Raw genomic sequence first — 21,113 nt, 5'->3', positions numbered from 1 at the left:
GCCCGTGAAAAAAGACTCTTTAAGGATGAAACCAAAGTCTCAGGGATAGCTCATACTTAGGTACTGAAACTGGACTCTGTAACTTTCAAAAAGGATGGGGGACACATTGTCTAAAACTACTAATAACATCTTAAATCTCATAACCTCAATTTCCCTGTTACTACTGGTTTACAGTCTCTTTATTCTCAGGGGAATTCAGCCCGAAGGATATACAACCAATATCTATGAGCAGCTTCCTTTCCATTTTTACCTTACATTGCTCCTTTGCTACCTTTCAGCCTGCGTTCTGCTCCTTGCATACAGAAAACTAATTGCAGTTCTCATACTGTTTCTTGTCCACACTATAGTACTGATCACGCCTCACATGCTTGGCTATGTCTCAATAGGCAGGGGAGAAAAATTCTCATACATAGGGCTTGCAGGACAGAGTCCGCTTTGCGATCTTTCAAGCTTTTCCAGCCTTTCTCCCACTGGTCCACTATTCGTTTCAGCCCTGGCTAAAGTCTCCGGTCTTGATACGCCAGCACTTTCTTACTTTTTACCAGTCTTTTTTTCAATCATATTTATTACCGGAATGTTCCTGTTCTATCGGATCTTCATGAGCAGAGAAAAATTAGTCCTGGTAGCATTTCTCTCTTCTATGATTCCTTATTTCGGGCATTTCCAAACATCGGCAGCCTCCTGTTACCTGACCTTTTGTCTGGTACCTCTCTATCTTTTTGTGTTGAGAAGTGCGCTTTCGGATAAAAATAGGTCAATGGCTGTCTGCCTTCTTTTTATGATGCCTCTTATTCCTTTAGCCCATCCCTTTACTTTTGCATATCTTGTCTGTTTCTCCCTGCTCCTTACCTTCTCGAGCAAAGTACTGAATCCAGGATTTCTCCGTAAAATCCGGAGTTTCAACTTTCTCTCCCGCCGCGCCTCCCGTTCTACAGGAAAAAAAATGCCTGTATTCATATTCCTGTCACTTACCTCGGGAAGCTTTCTGATATTTACAAAATATGCTTCTCGGTTCTTTGATACCTTTATTTCGGATCTTATCTCCCGCGCTAAAATGCTAATGGCTGCAGGGCTTTCCAGTATGCCAGGGACGGAAGGCGGATTTCCCGAGTTCGTACATCACTTAAATCTCTATTACGGCAAGTACTATATTCCTTTAATTTTAATTCTGATTAATTCTGTAGTCGTATGGCAAAATCGTAAAAGGTTTTGTCACCATTTTGTCCGCAGGTACCCCCGCTTTCTGGTACTTTACATCGCAACCTTTTTCCTGGAGCTTGCTTTCCTTTTAAATCCCTTCATTCCGTACCCCCCAGATAGGTTTGCAAACCTGAGCTTCATAATCTTTGCTCAGATTCCTTTGCTGGGGTACTCCCTCTACATTATCTTCCTTAGAAAAGGGTATACTCTCGGTCTTGGCTCTGCAGTCCTGGTACTTTGTCTGCTCTGGACACTGGGATTCTTCACCTGTTTCAGTTCGCCGTATACAGGTGGAGTCTCTGAGGCAATTTCACAAAATGAAGCCGAAGGAATTCAATGGCTATCCGGGGTAGAAGGAACTTCTACGTATGTCATGTCTACTGCAGACATGGACACAAAAGGGGCTCTGCCAGGAGTTCATAATAGTAGCAGTTCGGCTGAACTTGATACAGGCTCTCAAAAACCTCTTTATGCTTCTAAAAATGACCCTGATGACGGCACATATGCAGAAGAAGCAGTAGAACGCGGGCCTTTCTATGTTGTGGAAACTACCTTCTCAGAGGCTTTGAATTCCAGGGCTAAGCAGTCTGATGAAACATCAGTTCCTACCTGGAAAGGTCTCAAGGCTGAGCCCGATTATCCGGTTTATAAAATATATGACTCTCTTAATATTGAAATTTATGAGCACATTCCGTGAATCCCCTTCCCGATTTTGCCTGGAATCCACGGTTTTGAGTAGCAACTTCCGTTATGGAATTAAATTTCCCTTTTCTCTTTTTAAGAAGGCTACTCCCAATCCTGAAATAAACCCCTCTTTTTCTTTCATTATGCTATAGATTTCTCTTTTCTCTTATCCTGAATGTGCTTGCCAGTAAAAAGTATTATTATTAGCAATCCTATAATTTCTGAGATAAAAACTTCTGTAAGCCCGGGGGCGTACGATCTATTGAAAATTGCCATCAGATACTCAATAAAACTTCCTGATATCGTATCTTTCGGAAATCCCCACCCAAAGAGGGGCCAAAAAAACACTCCGGGGTTATCCCACATTTGATCTTCAAGAATATGGCAAAAGGACGCCCCTGCAATAATCAGGAGTTCAGGTTTTCCCTGGACGTACAGATAGTAGCCTGCCAGACCCAGCAGCAAGCCAAAGAGTAAGGTATGGGCGAAAATACGACCGCTTCCTATAGTTTCAGCAAGAATGATCCTGCCAAGAGGTTTGTCAATAAAGTCCGGAAGAAGCGCTCCGAATGCAACCCAGGGAATGTTTGCCGAGAAGCGATTTTTTGAGGATAAGCGGCTCAGCAGGTAGAAGATACCAAGGGTAATTCCAATATGTCCAAAGATAAACATCAGACTAAAAATAGTTATTTTTGTATTAATTATTTTGCGGCTGGCCTGCCTGATGACCTGCCGCATAAGCTTCTATTTTTATATCAAACAGGACTTTTCAAGCCTGACACTCAGCTACAAGTTTCTCAACCAGTTCCTGCCGGATCGCAGTTCGTCTGTCTCCTCCGCAGACCATACCCCGGACACCAATAATATCCGGGCCTATCCTTTCAAGCATCGGAAGATCCTCAAATTTCAGGGAACCGGCAATTGCGTTTTCAAGTCCGTGTTCATGGGCAAGATCGGTAAATTTCTTAAGTTCTTTCTCATCCATGAACTCAAAAGTAGATTTTCCATCCTTGATCGCCGTATCAACCATAACCACATCTACCCCGACTTCCGCCGCTATTGAAGGCAGCAACAGCGGAGAAATTGAATTGATGCGCTTGTAGTCCGAGTAGCCTGAAGCAACGACTTTCTTTGTCGAATCGTAATCTTTTACAGCCCGTGTTATCTTTGTGAGGAGTTCAAAGGCCTGATCTTCAGTCTGGATATCGTAAAGACCAACTTTAATATAATCCGCTCCTGCAACCGCTGCTCCGAAAGCTGCAAGTGAAGCAGTTCCCGGTTTGTAATTAAAATCTCCTATGGTTGCGCTTATAGGCTGTTTGCCGTCTACAGCTTCCTTTACGTCCCTTATTATCCACGGAAAATTCGCGCCAAGGGAACCTTCTTTGGGGTTTTTGACATCCACAATGTCTGCGCCGCCTCTGGAAGCAATAATTGCTTCCTCTTTATTTATTGGACTTACAAGCAGTTTCATAAAAATCCTCTAACTAAATACCGAATTGGAATCTATCATGAATATTATTCTTTTTATACAATACTCTTTATTTTATATTTTTTTATAGGATGATGCAGCTATTGAATAAGTATGTTCCGAGTAATTCTTGTGATGGATATATTTAACCGTAGCGTAGTTCTTGCAAAGGGCGGGGATAGGGAAAAGTACCGTCCGGTTTCAGATTCAAGTAACGTTTGTAACAGCTCGAATCCTGTGGAGATGGTTGAATTCCTTCAGCCCAGGGAAATTTACATTGCAGATCTTAACGTACTTCAGGGTAAGGGGCCTCTCGAAATGAATCTCGGAGTAATCCGGGAAGTAAGTTTAAGGGCAGATACAATGCTCGATTTCGGGATTACATCTTCACAGGATGTAGATAAAGCTCTTTCCATTGCGGGGACCGCTGTAATAGGCACAGAGACTGGTACGCTTTCGGCAATAAAGGATGCAGCTTCCGGAAATCCCGGAAAGATTAGTGTCAGTATTGATATAAAGCATGGTAAAGTCATGAAAAAAGATCCGGAACTTCCTGAATCACCTCTTGAGATCGTAAAGCTGTTAAATAATTTTCCCTTAAAAGACCTTATTTTCCTTGACCTTGACAGGGTTGGAACAGCTTCAGGCTTTGATCCTGATTTCCTCCGAAAGCTGGTTGAATGCTCCAGACACAGTGTGCTGCTTGCAGGAGGGGTCAAGGATATGGAGGATCTTTTTATTCTTGATAAGCTCGGGATAAAAGGAGCGCTGGTCGCAACTGCCGTCCATTCAGGACTGGTTTCTCCAGCTGTATTGAGTGCAGGGCTTAAAACGGACAATAAAAAATAACCCGAATATCGGAAATGCTTTTTATTTCAGCCCTTATATGTCTTGTATATAATCGAGTATTTTTGTATTTGAACAGCAGATTTCAATTAAAACCAGGAGATTATGAGGTTAAAGTATGGTAAAGAAAGATATATCTAATGAGAATACTGAAGAAAACACTGAGGAGAGAAGCGGAGACGGATATGTGGAAATCAAGATGGGAGGAGGCTGGTATATGACGGTCTCCCTTGCACACAGCGACCGCTTTGAGAAAGAATATGTTGAACTAGCAAAGGAAAGGGGAGGCATGAAAAAATCCAGGTTCAACCTTAACCCCGCCCATGTAAGAATGTTAGGGGAAGCTCTGATCAAATTCGCTGACGATAATGGGCTCTAATGGGATACTCTATCGGGTTTAATTTTTTATCCTTGTATCTGGTCAGTTCCTGCTCAGGAACTCCAGAATTTTTCTAGCGACTTCTTTTTCTATATGCTCAGGGGAGCGAGAAGCATCCATAATGATAAAACGTTCAGGATCTTCTGCCGCAAGCCTGAGGAAAATCTCCCTGACCCCCCTTAAGAACTCCAGTTTTTCGAACTTGCTTTGCTCCCCTCGTTTTCCACAGCGCTCAATTGAAACTTCGGGCCTGATATCAAAGAGAAAGGTCAGGTCCGGAATAATGGTCCAGCCCCGGTGTAGATTCTTTATCCATTCAAGAGGATCTTCCAGGCGGGTTTTCAGGGTAATTCCCTGGTAAGCATAGCGGCTATCAGAATAGCGATCAGAGATTACAGTTTTTCCGTTCTCAAGCGCAGGCTTCACGATCTTTGCCAGATGTTCGGCATGGTCAGCTGTAAAAAGGAAGAGCTCGGCAAGCTGGTCGGTATCCGACTGGATAGCTCTTTCTACGGCATTTCCAGTTAGAGTGCCTCTTGTCGGCTCTCTTGTAAAAACAGGCCCAAAAGCCTTAATTTCAGGATTCTCCTGAAGCCTTTCCGCAACCGTACTTTTGCCTGAGCCGTCAATACCCTCGAGTGTGATCAGTTTCCCTCTCATAAATACCGTCTTTTTTCTTTAAGAGATTTTTAGTGAAATGCGTTATCTGTATTTATACTCTACATAGTTTGATTCACGGTAAGATTTTAACTCCATGTATAGCTGGCGAGTCGAGGCAGGAATTTCAGATAAAATAAGCATCTATTTATACAATATTAAAAATAACTTGGAGTAATGACTGTAATAGGAGTTATCACAAGGGGCAAATACGGGCACCGCCTGATTGAGACTATCAGGGAACACAGTGATTTTTCAGTTATAGCTGCTGACCTGCCTGAGTTCGTGCCTGTGTTTATTGAAGAGCCTGATGAATTCCTGGAAGCTCTCAACTTCGACAGGCATGTTTTTTCGGCCGAAATCATCATTACTTACTCTTTGCATCCTGATCTGACATCCTCAATTGCAAAGCTTGCGGCAGAAGCTGGCGTGCGTTCCCTCATAGTTCCGGGTGGACCTTCCAGGGCTTCAATTCCCGAACTCAATAAGATTTCTGAAGTTTCAGGCATGGATATTGAGGTAGATGAGATCTGCTGCAGTCTCGAGCCCAACGCTTTCAACAGGCCGTTTACAGACCTCTTCGGGTCTCCTGTTGTAGAGGTAAAGACAGAAAACGGGAAAATTGCCAGCGTCAAAGTAATAAGAGGAGCTCCATGCGGGAGTACCTGGCATATGGCAAAAGAAATCGTTGGAATGGAGGCAAAGGATGCACCCCCTAGAGCCGGGCTGTATATCCAGCATTACCCCTGCAGGGCGGCTCGCGGCGACCTTGGAGGGATTCATGAGTCAGGGGAACTGCATAAGCAGGCATTCATAAAAGCTCTTGGGAATGAGGAGTGATTATATATTCTTTGAAAAAATATATTATAAATATGACTGGAAAATTGGGTCCAGCTTTTCGTCTTTGAAGAGCCCGCGTTTTTTGTCCTGCCCGGTCTCCAGCTATTCACGGGGGTGAAAATGATTACTACCCTATCTATCTCAGAAGACTCAGGGCCTGAAGACCTTGAGGCAATAGCAGTCGCAGTACACTCGGTCATCGGACTTCCGACAACCATCCGCAGTCTCAAGCGAAAAGGGCTTCGCCTGGAAAAAGGGGAAATCCTTGACAGAGACTACACAGGGCCAGTGCTTGAAAAAGTATTGGAAGCAAACAAAGTTTTCCGTGAAGTTCCTGCAGAAGGTGTATACAGGGGAAAACACGTAGTTGTTGCTCCCATTCGCTCAAAAGACGGGAAAGTTATTGCAGCTCTCGGGATTGTGGATATACTGGCCACTGTAGACCTTCCCTCTGTTTTTCAGGAATACACCTCAGTATTGCAAGAAGTTGAGGATGCAAAGAAATAAAACTAGTAAATAGTCTCCGGATACTCGAATCATAAATCGAAAAAAAGTAGTTATTGGAGGATCTGTCCCCGCTTGTTTTTCCAGGGGAAATTCTTTGCTCCTCCAATCAAGCTCCCGTTTTTAAACCTCAAGTTTTCCGGGATTTACTGCGGCTTCTCGTATAATCTTACTTTTGCCAGGAGGGTGCCGTTCTTTGCATGCGGCTGCCTGGATACGGTATCATTGGACTTTTCAATTTCCCTTGCCTGTATTGCAAGCTGCGCGGCAGCTCCCATTATCTCATGCCCTGCTGCGGCTGTCAGGCACACCTGGTCAATCTCCTTTAACATGAAACATGCAGGGAAGTTAACCTGTGCTACTTTCTCAGCCATGTGAAGTGCGGCAAGAGCCTTTGCTTTTGCGTAGGGATTTGCGAAACCTGCATGCTCAACACATTTCTCCGGTTTTGCAAAAATGTGGGGGAGCTCCAGTTCCTTTCCTGATCTTCCGGAAGCAACCTGATCGGTTAGCCTGTCCAGTTCTTCCTGAATGAGTCTAACAACACCACAAATGGAGAGCACTTTCATTGCATCGGAGTTAAAGGATGCCATCTCCACGGAGTCGAGAAACTCTCTCTTTGCTCCGATAAGCGGGTCTACCGGGAGGATAATATATCCGAAGCCGTCCTGCTCAAGAGCCTCTCTGGCTTCTTTCTTTGTAGGGCCATCTGAGACTACAATGCAGGGAACATCTTTCCAGATCTCACGAGCTGCGGTGGGACCCGGGGCTGCTGCATTGGGGCTGATAATTACCACAAAGTCTGCGTTCCACTGCTTGAAACTTTCAGTGTCTGCGGCTTCGGCAGGGCTCATCTTTGCACCTGTACCAAATGCGCGTACTGTAATTCCCTCTCTCGCTGCAATCTCATCCTGGATCAGATTGATAACCTGGCTCATTCCCAGGTTGCCCATTTTTATAAAACCTATGTTGACCATTTTTCTCAAATTCCTGTGTTAACCAATTTCTTCAATAATGGAATTCCTAAAGGGTTTATAATCCTTTTGGCAAACTTCACCTCTTATCATTCTTATTTTATAAATATATATGTTATTTATAATTATTATTCAGTATGTTTCCTCTCCCCTCCGAAAAGCTTAAAAGGGATGTGATTTATTTCACTCAAAAACGTTGACATCAATGCTGTTGTTTTGTGGTTTTGTTTCACAGGACCCGTATTATAATTTGAAAACTTTATCCGTTGGTGGGCTTTTAATGTCAGGGCAAATGTATTATACTAAGTTGCGGGGGTACCCCTGAAGAAGGTACACCAGGCAGCATGCCCTTTTTCGGGAAATTATCCCGCTATATCTAATAGTTATTCAAGTCCAGGTTTTGATTGAGTGAACTGTCCTACGCATAATTCTACTGAAAACAAAATGATTGTTTTTGATATGGATAGCACCCTTATAGACGCTGAGACTATCGATGAGCTCGCCAGGGCTGCAGGTGTTGTAAGCAAAGTAGAGGAGATTACGACGAGAGCGATGTATGGAGACCTTGATTTCGAGCAAGCGCTTATCGAAAGGGTCAGGCTTCTTAAGGGACTTCCCCTTGAAACTGCCCTTGATGCGGTAGACCATATCGATCTTATGCCGGGAGCCGCAGAACTTATTCTCTATGTCAAAAGTAGGGGCTATAAGACTGCAATGATCTCCGGCGGATTTACTATCTCTGCTGATATAATAGGCAAAGTGCTTGGCATCGATTTTGTTGTTTCCAACGAACTGCTTGTGGAAGACGGCTGCCTTACAGGCAAAGTTGTCGGCCCCATCACACAGAGCGATTCAAAAGCGAAGGTTTTCGAGGAACTCACCCGGCTCAACGGTGTCCGGCCGGAGCAATGTGTGGTTGTGGGAGATGGCGCAAACGATGCTTGTATCTTTGAGAGGGCAGGTTTTGCCATAGCTTTCAATCCCAAGCCCATCCTGAGGGAGTATGCGGACGTGGTCATAACAAGAAAAGATCTTAGAGCCGTTATCCCTGTTCTTGAATCTCTTTCTTATCAATGTTGTAATCAGGCACAGCATGTCGACATCGAACAGTAGAACTACCAAAATGCCAGCTTTTTTGCTGGATCGGGAGGCACAATAAGAGATGCTAAAAGAACTGCAGAAAAAAAGATCAGATTTGAAGGACATTTCTGAAGAATCCAAAGATAAGAGAAACTCTTTAAACGCAGAGGCCAGCGCCCTCGCTGCAAAGCGTAACGACCTTAACAAGAAGACAAAAGACCTTATCAACGAAGCCCAGGAATTAAAAGTTCTCAGGGATGAAATTAATGAGAAGGTCAGCGAATACAAGAATAAGCGCGACGACACCAACGCCAGGGCAAACGAGCTCTTTGCAAAGGCCGATTCTATCAGGAAGCAGAACAACCTGGGTGGCCCATCGATCAAAGCCCTGAGAAAAGATATTGACCGCCTTGAATTTGCCCAGCAGACTGAAGTCCTGAGCACGAGCAAGGAAAGGGAACTCGTTGGCAAGATCACTCAGCTTCAAAAGCAATATCAGGTCAAGAAGGTCCAGCTCGAAAGCAACCTCGAACTGAAGAATATTCTGGATGAAGCCCAGAAGATTCGGGACGAAGCCTCAGAATTCCACAACGAGCTGGCTGAGTACGCCAGGCAGGCTCAGGAATATCACGAGAAGATGATTACCGCTTTCAAAGAGGCTGACAGAACCAGAGCAGAGTCTGACATTGCTCACAGGGAGTTTGTAAAAGCCCAGGAAGCAGCTGATGAACAGCACAAGGTTTTCATCAATGCCCAGAAGGAAATCCGGGATCTTGACAAAGAAATTTTCAAGCTCAAGAAGAAGGACAAAGAAGGAAAGTCCCGCGTTGTCAAGTCCGAGCTTCAGAAGGATGCCAAGTCAATCTTCGAAAAGTTCAAGGGCGGAGCAAAACTCACCACCGAAGACCTGATGACTCTTCAGAGGTCGGGTTTAGTCTAATTAATCTAATAAATTAGCTGAAAATATCAATTTCCGTTGCAGGTATGTTTTAACCTGCATCCTTATTTTTTTCGGTTCATTCCGGACCATTTTATATCTGCTATAAATTCTGTTTTTGTCAGATTGACTTTTCTATGCGTAGTTATGCTGTACTTTAAGCGATTTCGGCTTTGATAGCTACCACTTTTTATCTCAAAAAAGTTATAAACCGAACTGAGAACCTTAAAAAATAAAATTAATGGGTTAAAAAGTAGAATTCTAAATTACTCCCGGTTTATTCTGAAAGCTTCAGGTACTTTTCCCTGAATTCGGGATTCCTCATAAGGCAGCACTTTGCATTATAGGCAGGATCTTCCCTGATCTTTTTCCAGACATCTTTTACCCTGTCTCTATGGACGTTTCCATAAGGAATCGGGATACAGGCACAGGGAAGAATATTCCCTTCAGGGGTAATATGCAGCCACTTCCGGCCTGCCATGCAGCCTGTTGTTCTCATGACCTGAGGGATGGGAAATACTCTTGGTCCTTCTTTCTCCCTGGCTCTGGAGACAAAATTATCAAATTTTCTCAGGTCTTTCGGGGTCATAATTTCGGAAGCGTGATCCATCCACCTGCCAGTGGGAACTATTTCGTAGAATGAAAGTTCGTGGACCTCAAGTTCAGTCGCAAGAGCATACAGTTCATCAAGCTCATTCACGTTGTCCCTGGAAAGTACAACATAGATATTTACAAGCAGCCCTGCCTTAACTCCGTTTTTGACGGCTTCGACCGCGCTTTTAAATACTCCTTTCCTGCCCCTGACGTAATCGTGTTTCTCTTCGTACGCACTGTCAAAGCTGACAGTAAGGGAATAAAGGCCTGCTTCTTTAAGACGGCTTGCACGTTCTTCAGTCAGGCCTACTCCTGAGGTGAACATGCCTGTAATAGCTTTTTCAGGGTCCACATAGCTTATCAGGTCTTCGAGACCCGAGTAGGTCAGGGGTTCGCCTCCGTCAAAGATTACAAAGGTTGTGCCCATCTCAAGCACCTGATCTATTGTGGATTTCACGGTATCAGGGGCAAGTTTTTCCCGATTTTTCGTGTCAGGCAGAGCACAGTGGATACAGTTATTCGGACATTCTTCAGTGATCGAAATAGTTACCTGGTCCGGAATCATTTTTCCCAGAATGGAAGAAAGCTGGCTTTTTACCAGGCGGTCAAAACCCGTACTTGGAACCGGGGGCATCCAGGTTGAGCAGATGAGCCTTCCTGTCTCGATTTTTGCAGGCTTTTCACCTTCAAAAAGTGAGAGATTTTTCTCAAGATTTTTTCTCATAAGGATGGACGCAGCCCCGCCGGTCTTCATCCTCATGTACCCGTCTTCGATTTCGGTATAAACTCTAATAAATGGGCTTTTATAGAAATCGTATTGCATATTGCTTCCTGCACCTGATATTTGATGCTATTGTCAATATAAGTTCTGTTATCTTGCTCTTTTTAACTTCAGTTTATAAATTCCTTAGGAATGCCCTGCACTTTAAGATTGCAGAGGGTTTCTTCTTTAACATGAATGCAAAAACCTGCATTGCCTGCTCAACTGAACTTCCATGAATAAATGAGAGATCCTCCTTTTCAAAGACCTTTACCATCTCATCGATTTCCCTATCCGTCATTTTCCTGAGGGTCTCAAGCCCTATACGTCCCAGGTAATGCTCGGCTTTAAATTCTTTTTCCCAGATCCTTTGGTACTCTTGCAGAACAGATTTAGAGACATCTCTTTTTTTTACGGCATCTGCAGCCACATCTCCACAGATCTGACCTGCTCTCATCGCATAGCCTATTCCTGACTGACCGGCTGCTCCGCCAGCAACCATTATCCCATCGTTTATGTAATCCTCCGGAATTGTTACTATTGGATCTCCGCCGGAAAGCTTTCTTACTATTTCAAGCTCTTCGAGCCCTTTAAGCTTTTTGAAATTTTCAACCCAGGCATTAAGGTAAGGCCCTGCATCCGTACCGCATCTGCGGACATAGGCTCCTATTGCTGCATTATCGCCTCCTCTTGGGGCGTATGTGGTTTTCCAGCCAGGGGCATGATTTCCTACGTAATACTCAAACATTTTCGGTTTTCCAAGTCCGGCACTCCTGATATCAAGTTCAATTCCCCAGGCAATATCCTCAGGGTGTTTCATTGTTTTCAAGCCCAGAAGGGAAGCCATTTTTGAATTTATACCGTCGGAGATGATTACAAGCTTTGATTTGAATGCTCCGGCAGAGGTGTTGACAGTAAAGTTCTCTCCTTCTCTGTGGATCGTCTGAACTTTTACTCCTTCTCGAAGGTCTACGCCGGTTCTTTCTATTTTCTTCGCGTAAAACCTGTCGAAGGCTGTTTTATCAATTGCGTAGCCGGGCGCTTCAACCTCTACTATCCTGCCTGAAGGGGAGATAATCTTCATGCCTTTCAGATAATGCACTACATAGGAAGGGTCTGCCTTCTCTCCGCACTTATCAAGCATTCCCTTAAAAAAAGAATTTGCAGGATGGGGTGGATACCCTATTTCCTCTTTCTTTTCCAGTAGAAGAACTGACGACCCTTTTTCACAGGCATTCCTTGCAGCCATCAGCCCTGCAGGAGATGCCCCAATTACAATAATATCCGTATCCATTTTTCTCTACCTTTTTACCAGAGAATTGAGGTGTAAGCTCCTGTATAAATGCACAGTACTACATCAAGAATCATTGACCCGAACATGATCGCTCTATAATTTGAACCGTTAAGGAAGAGCGTGCCGCCCCTTTCAGGGGTAGGATGTTTGATAAAATCAAAACATTGGGCAAGCAGCCAGAGTCCCGAAACAAGAGCTCCTGCAAAATACACAGGCCCGAGTTGAGCTGACCATCCTACTATTAAGGAAGCAATAACTCCCACAATCCACCAGAAGGTAATGAATCTGGCAGTAAAGGGAATTCCAAAGGTCACGGGCATTGTTGGGGCACCTTTCAGCCTGTCTCCCTCAACATCTCTGGAAACTCCTCCAAGGGTGAAAGCCCAATCAGTGACGCATATCATTAGCCCGAAACAAATAGCTGGCAAAGGGAGAAAAACACCATCGCTACCTTTCAGAATTCCTGCAGGGTCAAAGGCAAGCCAGACACCGACAGGTACCAGCCCGTAGGAAATACCCACCGGTAAGAAGCTGAGAAAGGTATTCCTTTTTGCAAAGATCGAGTAAATGGTAATGGTTCCGGCTGCGATGAAAAGGATAAAAAGAGATTCAGGGTTGAGATAAGCAGCTGCAGAGCCAGCAATTCCCAGTAAAAAAAAGGCGTATAAAAGTGCAGAGTTCTTTGAAACTCTGGAAGAGGGCAGAGGACGACCTGGCAGGTTGATAGTATCGATATCGATATCGCAGCAATCATTGAAGACATATGAGCTTGTAATAGCTGCAAAGCCTCCTATTACTGCAATCAGGAAGGGAAGATATTCAGGAAGCCCTCCGGTTGCCAGATAGGAAGCAAGGATTGCACTCGAGGCAGGTAGGGTCAGGTCCATGTAGTAGAGTTCGGGTCTCAGCAGTCGCAGATAAGGACTGAGTTCACCGATTCTTGCTGTGAGGGACAATAGTTTCACCTAGGCTTTTCCGGTTTGTAAGGGAATTTTATATCAAACTTTGTATTCTGGCTTTTTCCCTGTTAGAGGGTTCTTTGCAGGTAATTCTATAAAGGTTTGTACCTCAAAAAAGTTTTCTTTTTAACTTTTTGAGGCAGATTTTTATTCTGAATACGCCTGAAAAGGCTGGAGAATATACGGCGCCGTTAATAAGCTGTTCAGTATTTATTCTTTTCTCCAGTCTTCCCTGTATACCAGTTTTGCTCTTTTGCTTACCTCTTCAATCAGCGGATGCCTGAACTCCTTCTCGCAGACAAAAGTAAACTCGGCTTGCGGGTTCAGTTCCATCAGTCTAAGCGTATTTAAAAGAGCTGTGTTAAGGGCTTCGTAATCCGGAAATTTCGGAACCTCGGCATTGAAGGGATAAACCTCTTCCATTTCGGCAGGAAATGCTCCGAAAGGCGCTTTGAAGATAAGAATCTGGTCGTAATCTTTCTCTCCCTTTACGGTGCCTGTCCTGATGACTACAGAGCCTTGCAGGCTGAACCTTTCCAGCCGCTTTCCAAAACGAAGGACTTCGGGACGGGAAGCGGATTCGGGCCCGCAGTAAAAGAAAGTGCCTTTTGTAGCCGGATCAAGCTGTTCGAGCCAGGGAGAATGAGTATAAAGCTTCTTCAACCCGTCGAGAAGCTTCGGGTGAGCACGGCAGCGCTGCTCAACAAGCTCGAGCAATTTTCCATCTTTTATGCATTGTTTAATCAGCCGGATCTCAGCAAAGGTCGCGTAAAGGTTATGCCTTCCCAGGAGTTCTTCCCGGTTGTCGGCTTTTTTCAATTCCTCTGCGCTGTACCTTGAACAGACCGGACAGGAACAGGGCAGATAATTTAGTTTTTCAACATGGTAAGTCCCGTTTACAGTAATATAGCGGCTGTCCTTGGCGTAAAGGGCATAGGCTGCCGAATCAAAAAGGTCACAGCCCAGGGCTACTGCAAGAGCAAACATCATGGGATGTCCTGCTCCGAAAAGATGAACCGGGGCAGCTGGAGAAAGTCCCTTTTTGGATGCAGCAATCACGTCAACTAATTCCGCATAACGGTAGGCTTCCATGAGCGGAACAACGGCACCCAGGGGATAAACTTCAAAATCGAGATCTTTAAGATGAGAAGCAGCTCTTTCCCTCAATTCGGGATAGGTCGAGCCCTGGACCGGACCTGCCAGAAGCTGCTCGCCCTGGACAAACCTGCGGGCTGCCTCAAGCCGTTCGGCTGTGACCGCAAGTTCTTCTTCAGCCCTCCTGAAGTGAACATCAGGAGGCGTCGGGATATCCAGCGGGACAATTATATCGCTTCCTATTTTTTGCTGGAACCCGAGAATTTCCTCATTCGTAACCTCCACCGATCCGTATACGGAAAGCTGGAAGGAACCCGAATCCGTCATAATGGGTCCGTCAAAATCCAGGAGCCCGTGCAGTCCTTTTTCAAGGGCAACACTCCTCAGTTCTTCCTTGCGGTAGATAATGTAAGAGTTGGTAATCAGGATCTCTGCCCCGAAATTTCGCATTTCGTTCGGGGGGATAAGCTGAATGTTTGGATTAATCACAGGCATGACGGTAGGTGTCTCAACAATCCCGTGGGGAGTCCTGAGTCTGCCTATCCTGCCGCCTGCGTCCTTATCGAGAATTTCGAATATTGCTGACATGCCGGGGTTATACATGCCTCTCAGATATATTTATCTTTGGGGAATGGCAGGAAGCCGGGGCGAATTCCGGCGAATTACCCGGACCTACTCCCCAACCTGAGATAAGAATCCTTATCACTTATACTATGGATTATTTTTTACCCCGAATTTCTACTTTAATCTTCTTTCACTCGCGGCATGGCAATAATTTCCCTAACTTGAAGGGAGAAGAAATCCCCGCTATGAGCTGGCCTGAGCACAAGGGCTACATCTGCACCCCATCTTGTGCCTCCTATAGCTATAATTTCAGTGTCGTCGGAAACAGGGATATGGCCTGAATCAGCCGCCATAATTGCAACTTCAATAGCTACTTTAAAACCTTTTCCAAAAAGAGATCTAAGGGTGTCGGAAATTACTTCCACTCGTGAATAACCGCCGAACTTCTTTGTTATAGAGCGTTCAATTCCGGAAAACATATGGGACTGAGTGGTAATTACTGCCCCAAGAGCTTCAAGTTTCTTCCTGTATTCCTCTTCCACTTCCCATTCTCCTTTTTCCTTCTGCCCGTACTGGTGGCTTATTCCAATAACTTTTATGCTGCTTCCCTTTACTGCTTCTGCCATTTTCAGTGCGGTTTTTCCGCTGGTGCTTGCCACTACAATATGGGAAATCTGAAGTTCTGCAGCCCTTTTTGCTGCCGCTTCAATGACGGCTTCTGTATTTGATTCTCCTACACTATCAAAATAGACAATAGATTTTTCCATGAATTTTTCTCCTCCTGTACTCGAATTTCTCTTTCCTTCTAGAACTCTTTTTACGGTTCCTTCTATCTATTATATTCTTTCTATCGATTAACTTCTATAGAATCAGATCTCTGTCAGACTTTCCATCGGGGAAACGAAACATGAATTTACTGTAATCCGGTCGTCAGAATTATTTTCTCATGTCAGGAGAAAAGATATATATCAAAAAGGTTCTCTTTTATCAAAATAGGGTTATGGTGGTTGGAAACTCGGGATCATTACACGTTTTCTAATAATGTATATGAAAGTAGTGTGATCCGGGCTGCTGAGAAACTTGTTTATCTAGGATTAGATCAGATATAGTCATAGGGGTTGTATTTCGCCGAGGTGGTTATTTGTCAAATACAGATTATGACAACAATGATGTGAAGATAATTACCAGACCTGTGCAATCAAAAAATCCTGTTTTGATTGAAGGGTTTCCCGGAATCGGGCTAGTGGGGAATATTGCAAGTCAGCATCTGATAGAAGAGTTGAAAATGGAATATATCGGCTCTATTGAGTCCAGGTATTTCCCCTCGATTGCAGTACTTTATGAGGGGCTTATAAACATGCCTGTGAGGATCTACGAAAACGTGGAGCATAACCTGATTGTTGTAATCTCCGATATTCCTATCAGTCACACGGTATCTTATGATGTCAGTAATGCTCTGGTGGACTGGGCCGAGTCTATTAATGTAAGAGAAATTGCTTCCATTGCAGGGATTGCTATAATGGACGGGGGGCATAAAGTCTTCGGGGCAGCCACCACTTCGGATATGCTGAATAAAATCAGGGACAAGGTAGAAGTTTTCCAGATGGGAACTATCTCCGGGATATCGGGCAGCGTAATGGCTGAATGTTTACTGCGTGAAATTCCTGCGTTCAGCCTGCTTGGAGCTACCCGAACTCAAAATCCTGATCCAAGGGCTGCCTCTGCTGTTATTGAAGTTCTAAACGATCTCTATGGACTTTCAATAAGCACGGAACGGCTTATAGAGCAGGCTGAACGCATAGAAGTCGAACTCCAGAAGCTTGCTGAAGACGTTCAGACTACCGAGCAGAAAGGAGAAGTAAAGAAGGAGTTCCCAATGTACGGGTGATCCCATGGAGTACATCGCGTTAACAGGAATTGCTGATTCTCTTATCGAGGTCCTGAAGAAACACAATCTCAGGACTCTTGAGATTCGGAGTCCTCAAAATTTCGTAGGAGTACTCGGGCTTAACGCAGGAGACAGTGTTCTCCTGACCTCTACCAGCCTTCAGGATCTCACGGACGGAACTCAGGGACTCATTGCAAAGGTTGTACAGAAGCAAGTTTCTGTCCATTCCGTTGTCAGTTCGAATGAGCTTTATATCGAGGAACGAGAAGCAATGTCAGCCCGCATCCAGCTTGAGTGCAGATGCATGGCAAGGGTAAGAAGTGTCATTTCAAACGAACTTGGGAAACCAGTGAAAGTAGATGCCAGGGAAATTTCCTGCTATGAAGCCAGATAACAGTTTTTACCGATTACCGTAAATCCGGCAATCTGGTAATATTCTGTTTAAAAAGATATTAAAAAACATTTTTTTAATTTTCGAATGCTTGATTTCGAATGCTTGAAAAAGCTTTCCAACAAGAGATTATTGAATTTTCCCCATAGAAAATATCTAAAAGCTTTTCTAAAAACAGATCGCAGAAATCTTCTAGACTGAAGATTTTTCTAGAACGTCTCATTGAAAATATATTCTGAACTTATATGGGAAGCTTTTAAAAAAGAAAGGTTTCGGAATGCTGGGAATCTCCGGCATTCCTTAATTTATATTCTGGATTATTTACATTTCTTCAGGCATTTCGCCGCCCATGCCGCCTGGACCCGGGCCTGCTCTTCCTCCAACACCGGATGAAGCAATTACATCATCGATCCTGAGAATCATGATCGCGGCTTCAGTAGCTGCATTGATTGCCTGGGTCTTGATCCTCAGAGGTTCGACAACATTGTTCTCGAACATGTCCTCGATCTTGCCGGTGTATACATTGAGTCCTGCACGTTTGTTGCCCTTCTCGTGCTGGGAGCGCATTTCCACAAGCATATCGATCGGGTCAAGCCCTGCATTTTCTGCAAGGGTATGAGGAATGATCTCGAGGGACTCGGCGAATTTCGTTACAGCAAGCTGTTCCCTGCCTTTAAGGGTTGCTGCGTATTCCTTGAGCCTGAGAGACAGTTCAATTTCAGGTGAGCCGCCGCCCACAACGATCTTCTGGTCTTCGAGAGCAACACCCACGACTCTGAGTGCATCTTCGAGGGCTCTCTCAATTCCTTCAACTACATGCTCGGTTCCGCCCCGAAGGAGAATTGAGGTGGTCTTGCTGTCTTTACAGCCTGTAACAAAGGTCATTCTGGAACCAGTAACATCCTTTTCTTCCACGAGACCGGCATAGCCAAGGTCGGATTCTTCGATCTCATCCATGCTTGTAATGATCTTTGCGCCTGTTGCCCTCGAAAGCTTGTCCATATCGCTTTTCTTAACCCTGCGCATGGCGAAGATGCCCGCTTTTGTCAGATAGTACTGTGCGAGATCATCAATACCCTTCTGGCAGAAGACCACGTTTGCGCCTGTCTTTATCACCTTTTCCACAATTTCCCTGAGCATGGCTTCTTCCTGATCTAAGAAGAGCTGCATCTGGTCAGGGGTGGTAATCTTTATTTCGGCTTTGGTCTCGGTCTTCTTGAGTTCGATGGGCACACTTAAAAGCAGAACTTTTGCATTCTCCACAATTTCCGGCATAGCTGTGTGAACGCGTTCTTTATCAACGATTACACCTTCGATAATCTCGGAGTCTCCAATGCTTCCGCCGGGCCTCTTTTCGGTCTTGATATCCTCGATATCAACAGTGATCTTCCCATCTTCACTTACCTCAACAATGGACTTAACAGCCTTAACAGCTAGCATGGAAAGGTGATCCTTATTGGCCTCTGCACCCTTTCCTGTGATGGCTGTGGCTGCAAGTTTTTCGAGAGTCTCCGTGTCTTCAGGAGATGCACTGATAGTTATCGTATCCAGGATCTTTGTAGCCTGATCTGCCGCAAGCCTGTAACCGCTTGCAATTACCGTGGGGTGGACTCCGCTTTCCAGCAGGTCTTCGGCCTTTGTCAGGAATTCCCCTGCAAGTACGGCTGCGGTGGTGGTTCCGTCTCCGACTTCGGCGTCCTGGGTCTTGGCTACTTCGACGATCATCTTAGCACCTGGGTGTTCGATGTCCATTTCCTTGAGGATTGTTGCTCCGTCGTTGGTGATAACAACATCACCCATGGAGTCTACAAGCATCTTGTCCATACCCTTGGGCCCAAGAGTGGTCCTTACAGCTTCAGCAACCGCTTTTGCGGCCATAATATTGTTGTGCTGGGCATCGGAACCATGGGTTCTCTTGCTGCCTTCCCTTAAAATAAAGATTGGTTGTGCTGCCAAGCTTAAATCTCCTTTATAATGATATGAATTTTTATGAATTTTTATTAATTGTATTACTGAGCACGTTACCTTTGTGCGTAATTTTCCTATTCTTAATGCAAGCACTTCTATATAAGAATTCCTCTAGAACGCAAGTTCCTGAATCAAAAAACAAGGTCTCCGGAATCTCTTAATACCTTTTTAGGGCTTTTTTCCGGGAGCGCCAGGTCAGAGATTCAAACTCCGGATTCTGGGACTATCTTCTGTAAAAAATTCTGTACTGGCTTGGATATGAGAAGAGACTGTGAGAAATATGCGAGAAGAGCATGGCTGATATAAAAGAACGATCTTCAGGCAGTTTTAAAAACTGGAGTTTTAAAATTGGGGGGAAAGGGTTCTGAAATTCTCCCTTCATTACCCCTACCCGGATTTCGTACAAAGAACTCTCAATATGTTTTTATATGCTCAATCATGCGCGGAGTCAGCCGGAGTATAAGTTCGGGAAGCATATTTGGCATCAGGTTCTCCATAGCCTTCGGCGTAAGGTCAGGAAGCTGTTCACAGATAATCAGGCATAGAAACTCTTCTTTCTACGGCTTTTAGCATATCGGGCATGATTTCTGGTATAATCGCTGGTATGAGCCTGGGCATAATAACCGGCATCATGGGTTTAATTATGGCATCCATACCAGGCATGTATTTAACCAGTTTATCATCGCCTGAAGCGGGACAGGCATAGCTTCCATTATCTGGGACATTAGCTCAAGCATCAGGTCGGTTTCATAAAACTTCAAAAAATGAAATTAGTGAACTTCAAAACTGCAAGGCATTTTTAGGACAGGCATTTACACACCGACCGCATTTGATACAGTCGGGTTTTTTGCCTTCTTCACGGACTTTAAGCTGCATGGGGCAGACTTTATCGCATTTGCCGCAGTTAATGCATTTCTCCTTTGTGAGTTTCAGAGGGTATCTCTTCCCACCAATCAGGCGCTGGGCTGTTCCCATAGGGCAGAATGAACACCAGGTTCTCGGGCTCAGGTAAGTGCCCAGGAGGAATGCTATTGCAGTTGTCACCAGACACATGGTTACAAACACCATGCCGATTTTTTCAAAAGTATTGAGACTTCCGAGAATGTTTGCTATCCTGTACCCCATAAAGCCCATTAGCAGGAAAAAAACTGGCACGCGGACCCACAGGCTTCGTACAGTATCTGGAATCTTCTTTTTCCTTGAAATTTTGCTGACCCAGAAATCAACAAAGCTTCCCCTGGGGCAGAGATTTCCGCAGAACCACCGGCCCCTGAAAGGACTGATCAGGAAGATCGCGGCAAAAATCAGCAGCATGAAGTACCCGAGTGCCGGATACCAGAGCCCTCCAATAGATACTATAAGAACCAGAATTCCCAGATAAGGTGTTATTTTAAGCAAATTAAATCAGCCTCCGTTTTCCCATTTTTCAAGTTCCTGTCCAAGCCGGTCAGCCCAGGAGTTCACCACGGACATTATAATATTTTTTATTTTTGCCCTTGAGTTGACTTTATACTTGAAGACATAGCCTCCACCATCCAGGTTTTGCTGTGACCTCTGTAAAATCTCTTTTTCATGCAGTTTTTTGACGGAACGCTGGATTGTGGAAATATCCAGCTTCAAAACCTTTGAAAGATAGTCGGTGTCAACCCACTGCTCTTTCTCATTCAGGAAATACTTCATAACATTCAAATCTGCCTTTGTAAGGTTAAGGGCACACTTAATCACATCTTCAATTTTGAACTCTTTACAGGCAAAGTCTATCATTTCAATCCCTCTAAAGTATTGCAGTACTGTAATATTATTGCCGTAGTATATATACGATGCCATGTACTGTATTCTCCAGCCAAAAACAGGAAGTACTGCATTTTTTATCACTGTTTTTCCAGTCTTACCTGTGTGCAAAAAATAAAAGTTCCCATACAAAAAATGAGAGGCAGACTGCAGGTAGAGTCTCTTCTTTTTTATCCTTAAAAAAGATGCATCTGCCTGAAGAGTATCTATACTTCGTATTATAACTTCTATAATTTT

General features: G+C 44.4%; 22 protein-coding genes. 9 read left to right on the top strand and 13 right to left on the bottom strand.

From position 1 onward, the window contains the following. Positions 1 to 106: 106 nt before the first annotated feature. Positions 107 to 1,897 carry a hypothetical protein gene (locus tag EQO05_RS11460; protein WP_128506631.1) on the top strand — a complete coding sequence of 597 codons (1,791 nt, stop codon included), beginning with the start codon at positions 107 to 109 and terminating at the stop codon, positions 1,895 to 1,897. A 128-nt stretch (positions 1,898 to 2,025) separates the two neighbouring features. Here EQO05_RS11460 and EQO05_RS11455 read toward each other — a convergent pair whose 3' ends face one another. Then, the gene (locus EQO05_RS11455; RefSeq protein WP_240664606.1) at positions 2,026 to 2,622 is read right to left on the bottom strand and encodes a metal-dependent hydrolase; all 597 of its coding nucleotides are present in this window, start codon (positions 2,620 to 2,622) and stop codon (positions 2,026 to 2,028) included. 31 nt (positions 2,623 to 2,653) lie between these two features. Continuing rightward, complete coding sequence (locus EQO05_RS11450) at positions 2,654 to 3,358, bottom strand: (5-formylfuran-3-yl)methyl phosphate synthase (protein ID WP_128506627.1); 705 nt, start codon at positions 3,356 to 3,358, stop codon at positions 2,654 to 2,656. A 111-nt stretch (positions 3,359 to 3,469) separates the two neighbouring features. Between EQO05_RS11450 and EQO05_RS11445 the strand changes: the two genes are divergently transcribed. Together EQO05_RS11445 and EQO05_RS11440 are read left to right on the top strand one after the other, a co-directional pair. After that, positions 3,470 to 4,204, top strand: coding sequence for a HisA/HisF-related TIM barrel protein (locus tag EQO05_RS11445; RefSeq protein ID WP_128506625.1), 735 nt, complete (start codon positions 3,470 to 3,472; stop codon positions 4,202 to 4,204). A 115-nt stretch (positions 4,205 to 4,319) separates the two neighbouring features. After that, on the top strand, positions 4,320 to 4,580 hold the full coding sequence (locus EQO05_RS11440; RefSeq protein WP_128506623.1) for a hypothetical protein: 261 nt from the start codon (positions 4,320 to 4,322) through the stop codon (positions 4,578 to 4,580). Positions 4,581 to 4,622: 42 nt separating this feature from the next. Here EQO05_RS11440 and tmk read toward each other — a convergent pair whose 3' ends face one another. Next, positions 4,623 to 5,240 (bottom strand): dTMP kinase, encoded by a 618-nt coding sequence (gene tmk, locus EQO05_RS11435; protein WP_128506621.1) that lies wholly within the window; start codon positions 5,238 to 5,240, stop codon positions 4,623 to 4,625. A 174-nt stretch (positions 5,241 to 5,414) separates the two neighbouring features. Between tmk and EQO05_RS11430 the strand changes: the two genes are divergently transcribed. Then, complete coding sequence (locus EQO05_RS11430) at positions 5,415 to 6,077, top strand: DUF166 domain-containing protein (RefSeq protein ID WP_128506619.1); 663 nt, start codon at positions 5,415 to 5,417, stop codon at positions 6,075 to 6,077. A 120-nt stretch (positions 6,078 to 6,197) separates the two neighbouring features. After that, positions 6,198 to 6,584 (top strand): DUF2111 domain-containing protein, encoded by a 387-nt coding sequence (locus tag EQO05_RS11425; protein WP_205793799.1) that lies wholly within the window; start codon positions 6,198 to 6,200, stop codon positions 6,582 to 6,584. A gap of 143 nt (positions 6,585 to 6,727) precedes the next feature. Here the strand turns inward: EQO05_RS11425 and EQO05_RS11420 are convergent, their stop codons facing one another. After that, on the bottom strand, positions 6,728 to 7,558 hold the full coding sequence (locus EQO05_RS11420; RefSeq protein ID WP_128506677.1) for a F420-dependent methylenetetrahydromethanopterin dehydrogenase: 831 nt from the start codon (positions 7,556 to 7,558) through the stop codon (positions 6,728 to 6,730). 441 nt (positions 7,559 to 7,999) lie between these two features. Here EQO05_RS11420 and serB point away from each other — a divergent pair, with 441 nt between their 5' ends. Continuing rightward, the gene (gene serB / locus EQO05_RS11415; protein ID WP_205793797.1) at positions 8,000 to 8,668 is read left to right on the top strand and encodes a phosphoserine phosphatase SerB; all 669 of its coding nucleotides are present in this window, start codon (positions 8,000 to 8,002) and stop codon (positions 8,666 to 8,668) included. A gap of 49 nt (positions 8,669 to 8,717) precedes the next feature. After that, positions 8,718 to 9,575, top strand: a complete 858-nt coding sequence (locus tag EQO05_RS11410; RefSeq protein ID WP_128506615.1) for a coiled-coil protein — start codon at positions 8,718 to 8,720, stop codon at positions 9,573 to 9,575. 274 nt (positions 9,576 to 9,849) lie between these two features. Here the strand turns inward: EQO05_RS11410 and EQO05_RS11405 are convergent, their stop codons facing one another. The 5 genes from EQO05_RS11405 to EQO05_RS11385 form a co-directional block, all read right to left on the bottom strand. Further along, the gene (locus tag EQO05_RS11405; protein WP_128506613.1) at positions 9,850 to 10,989 is read right to left on the bottom strand and encodes a radical SAM protein; all 1,140 of its coding nucleotides are present in this window, start codon (positions 10,987 to 10,989) and stop codon (positions 9,850 to 9,852) included. A 73-nt stretch (positions 10,990 to 11,062) separates the two neighbouring features. Continuing rightward, a complete protein-coding gene (locus tag EQO05_RS11400; RefSeq protein WP_128506611.1) occupies positions 11,063 to 12,220 on the bottom strand; it encodes an NAD(P)/FAD-dependent oxidoreductase in 1,158 nt (385 codons plus the stop codon). Between the two features lie 14 nt (positions 12,221 to 12,234). Next, positions 12,235 to 13,176, bottom strand: a complete 942-nt coding sequence (locus tag EQO05_RS11395) for a UbiA prenyltransferase family protein (protein ID WP_128506609.1) — start codon at positions 13,174 to 13,176, stop codon at positions 12,235 to 12,237. A gap of 213 nt (positions 13,177 to 13,389) precedes the next feature. After that, complete coding sequence (tgtA, locus tag EQO05_RS11390; RefSeq protein WP_128506607.1) at positions 13,390 to 14,862, bottom strand: tRNA guanosine(15) transglycosylase TgtA; 1,473 nt, start codon at positions 14,860 to 14,862, stop codon at positions 13,390 to 13,392. Positions 14,863 to 15,017: 155 nt separating this feature from the next. Further along, the gene (locus EQO05_RS11385) at positions 15,018 to 15,605 is read right to left on the bottom strand and encodes a pyruvate kinase alpha/beta domain-containing protein (RefSeq protein ID WP_128506606.1); all 588 of its coding nucleotides are present in this window, start codon (positions 15,603 to 15,605) and stop codon (positions 15,018 to 15,020) included. Between the two features lie 374 nt (positions 15,606 to 15,979). Between EQO05_RS11385 and EQO05_RS11380 the strand changes: the two genes are divergently transcribed. Continuing rightward, the gene (locus EQO05_RS11380) at positions 15,980 to 16,726 is read left to right on the top strand and encodes a proteasome assembly chaperone family protein (RefSeq protein WP_128506604.1); all 747 of its coding nucleotides are present in this window, start codon (positions 15,980 to 15,982) and stop codon (positions 16,724 to 16,726) included. Between the two features lie 4 nt (positions 16,727 to 16,730). After that, entirely contained in the window at positions 16,731 to 17,120 is a 390-nt protein-coding gene (locus EQO05_RS11375) for a DUF473 domain-containing protein (protein ID WP_128506602.1), read from the top strand. 318 nt (positions 17,121 to 17,438) lie between these two features. Here the strand turns inward: EQO05_RS11375 and thsB are convergent, their stop codons facing one another. The 4 genes from thsB to EQO05_RS11355 all read right to left on the bottom strand — a co-directional run bounded on the left by thsB (position 17,439) and on the right by EQO05_RS11355 (position 20,849). After that, positions 17,439 to 19,073, bottom strand: coding sequence for a thermosome subunit beta (gene thsB / locus EQO05_RS11370; RefSeq protein ID WP_128506600.1), 1,635 nt, complete (start codon positions 19,071 to 19,073; stop codon positions 17,439 to 17,441). A gap of 537 nt (positions 19,074 to 19,610) precedes the next feature. Beyond that, positions 19,611 to 19,748 carry a hypothetical protein gene (locus EQO05_RS15785; protein WP_205793795.1) on the bottom strand — a complete coding sequence of 46 codons (138 nt, stop codon included), beginning with the start codon at positions 19,746 to 19,748 and terminating at the stop codon, positions 19,611 to 19,613. Between the two features lie 117 nt (positions 19,749 to 19,865). Continuing rightward, positions 19,866 to 20,483, bottom strand: a complete 618-nt coding sequence (locus tag EQO05_RS11360; protein WP_205793793.1) for a 4Fe-4S binding protein — start codon at positions 20,481 to 20,483, stop codon at positions 19,866 to 19,868. A 6-nt stretch (positions 20,484 to 20,489) separates the two neighbouring features. Then, on the bottom strand, positions 20,490 to 20,849 hold the full coding sequence (locus EQO05_RS11355; RefSeq protein WP_128506675.1) for a MarR family transcriptional regulator: 360 nt from the start codon (positions 20,847 to 20,849) through the stop codon (positions 20,490 to 20,492). Positions 20,850 to 21,113: the final 264 nt, after the last annotated feature.

This window comes from Methanosarcina sp. MSH10X1, assembly GCF_004099695.1.
Classification (GTDB): Archaea; Halobacteriota; Methanosarcinia; order Methanosarcinales; family Methanosarcinaceae; genus Methanosarcina.
This window is presented reverse-complemented; position numbering and strand designations above follow the sequence as displayed.

Bases quoted from the DNA above. Each gene is read 5' to 3' on its own strand.
- EQO05_RS11455 (WP_240664606.1), bottom strand. From the start codon at position 2,622: ATGCGGCAGGTCATCAGGCAGGCCAGCCGCAAAATAATTAATACAAAA.
- EQO05_RS11450 (WP_128506627.1), bottom strand. From the start codon at position 3,358: ATGAAACTGCTTGTAAGTCCAATAAATAAAGAGGAAGCAATTATTGCT.
- EQO05_RS11445 (WP_128506625.1), top strand. From the start codon at position 3,470: ATGTTCCGAGTAATTCTTGTGATGGATATATTTAACCGTAGCGTAGTT.
- EQO05_RS11440 (WP_128506623.1), top strand. From the start codon at position 4,320: ATGGTAAAGAAAGATATATCTAATGAGAATACTGAAGAAAACACTGAG.
- tmk (WP_128506621.1), bottom strand. From the start codon at position 5,240: ATGAGAGGGAAACTGATCACACTCGAGGGTATTGACGGCTCAGGCAAA.
- EQO05_RS11430 (WP_128506619.1), top strand. From the start codon at position 5,415: ATGACTGTAATAGGAGTTATCACAAGGGGCAAATACGGGCACCGCCTG.
- EQO05_RS11425 (WP_205793799.1), top strand. From the start codon at position 6,198: ATGATTACTACCCTATCTATCTCAGAAGACTCAGGGCCTGAAGACCTT.
- EQO05_RS11420 (WP_128506677.1), bottom strand. From the start codon at position 7,558: ATGGTCAACATAGGTTTTATAAAAATGGGCAACCTGGGAATGAGCCAG.
- serB (WP_205793797.1), top strand. From the start codon at position 8,000: ATGATTGTTTTTGATATGGATAGCACCCTTATAGACGCTGAGACTATC.
- EQO05_RS11410 (WP_128506615.1), top strand. From the start codon at position 8,718: ATGCTAAAAGAACTGCAGAAAAAAAGATCAGATTTGAAGGACATTTCT.
- EQO05_RS11405 (WP_128506613.1), bottom strand. From the start codon at position 10,989: ATGCAATACGATTTCTATAAAAGCCCATTTATTAGAGTTTATACCGAA.
- EQO05_RS11400 (WP_128506611.1), bottom strand. From the start codon at position 12,220: ATGGATACGGATATTATTGTAATTGGGGCATCTCCTGCAGGGCTGATG.
- tgtA (WP_128506607.1), bottom strand. From the start codon at position 14,862: ATGTCAGCAATATTCGAAATTCTCGATAAGGACGCAGGCGGCAGGATA.
- EQO05_RS11385 (WP_128506606.1), bottom strand. From the start codon at position 15,605: ATGGAAAAATCTATTGTCTATTTTGATAGTGTAGGAGAATCAAATACA.
- EQO05_RS11375 (WP_128506602.1), top strand. From the start codon at position 16,731: ATGGAGTACATCGCGTTAACAGGAATTGCTGATTCTCTTATCGAGGTC.
- EQO05_RS15785 (WP_205793795.1), bottom strand. From the start codon at position 19,748: ATGCCTGGTATGGATGCCATAATTAAACCCATGATGCCGGTTATTATG.
- EQO05_RS11355 (WP_128506675.1), bottom strand. From the start codon at position 20,849: ATGATAGACTTTGCCTGTAAAGAGTTCAAAATTGAAGATGTGATTAAG.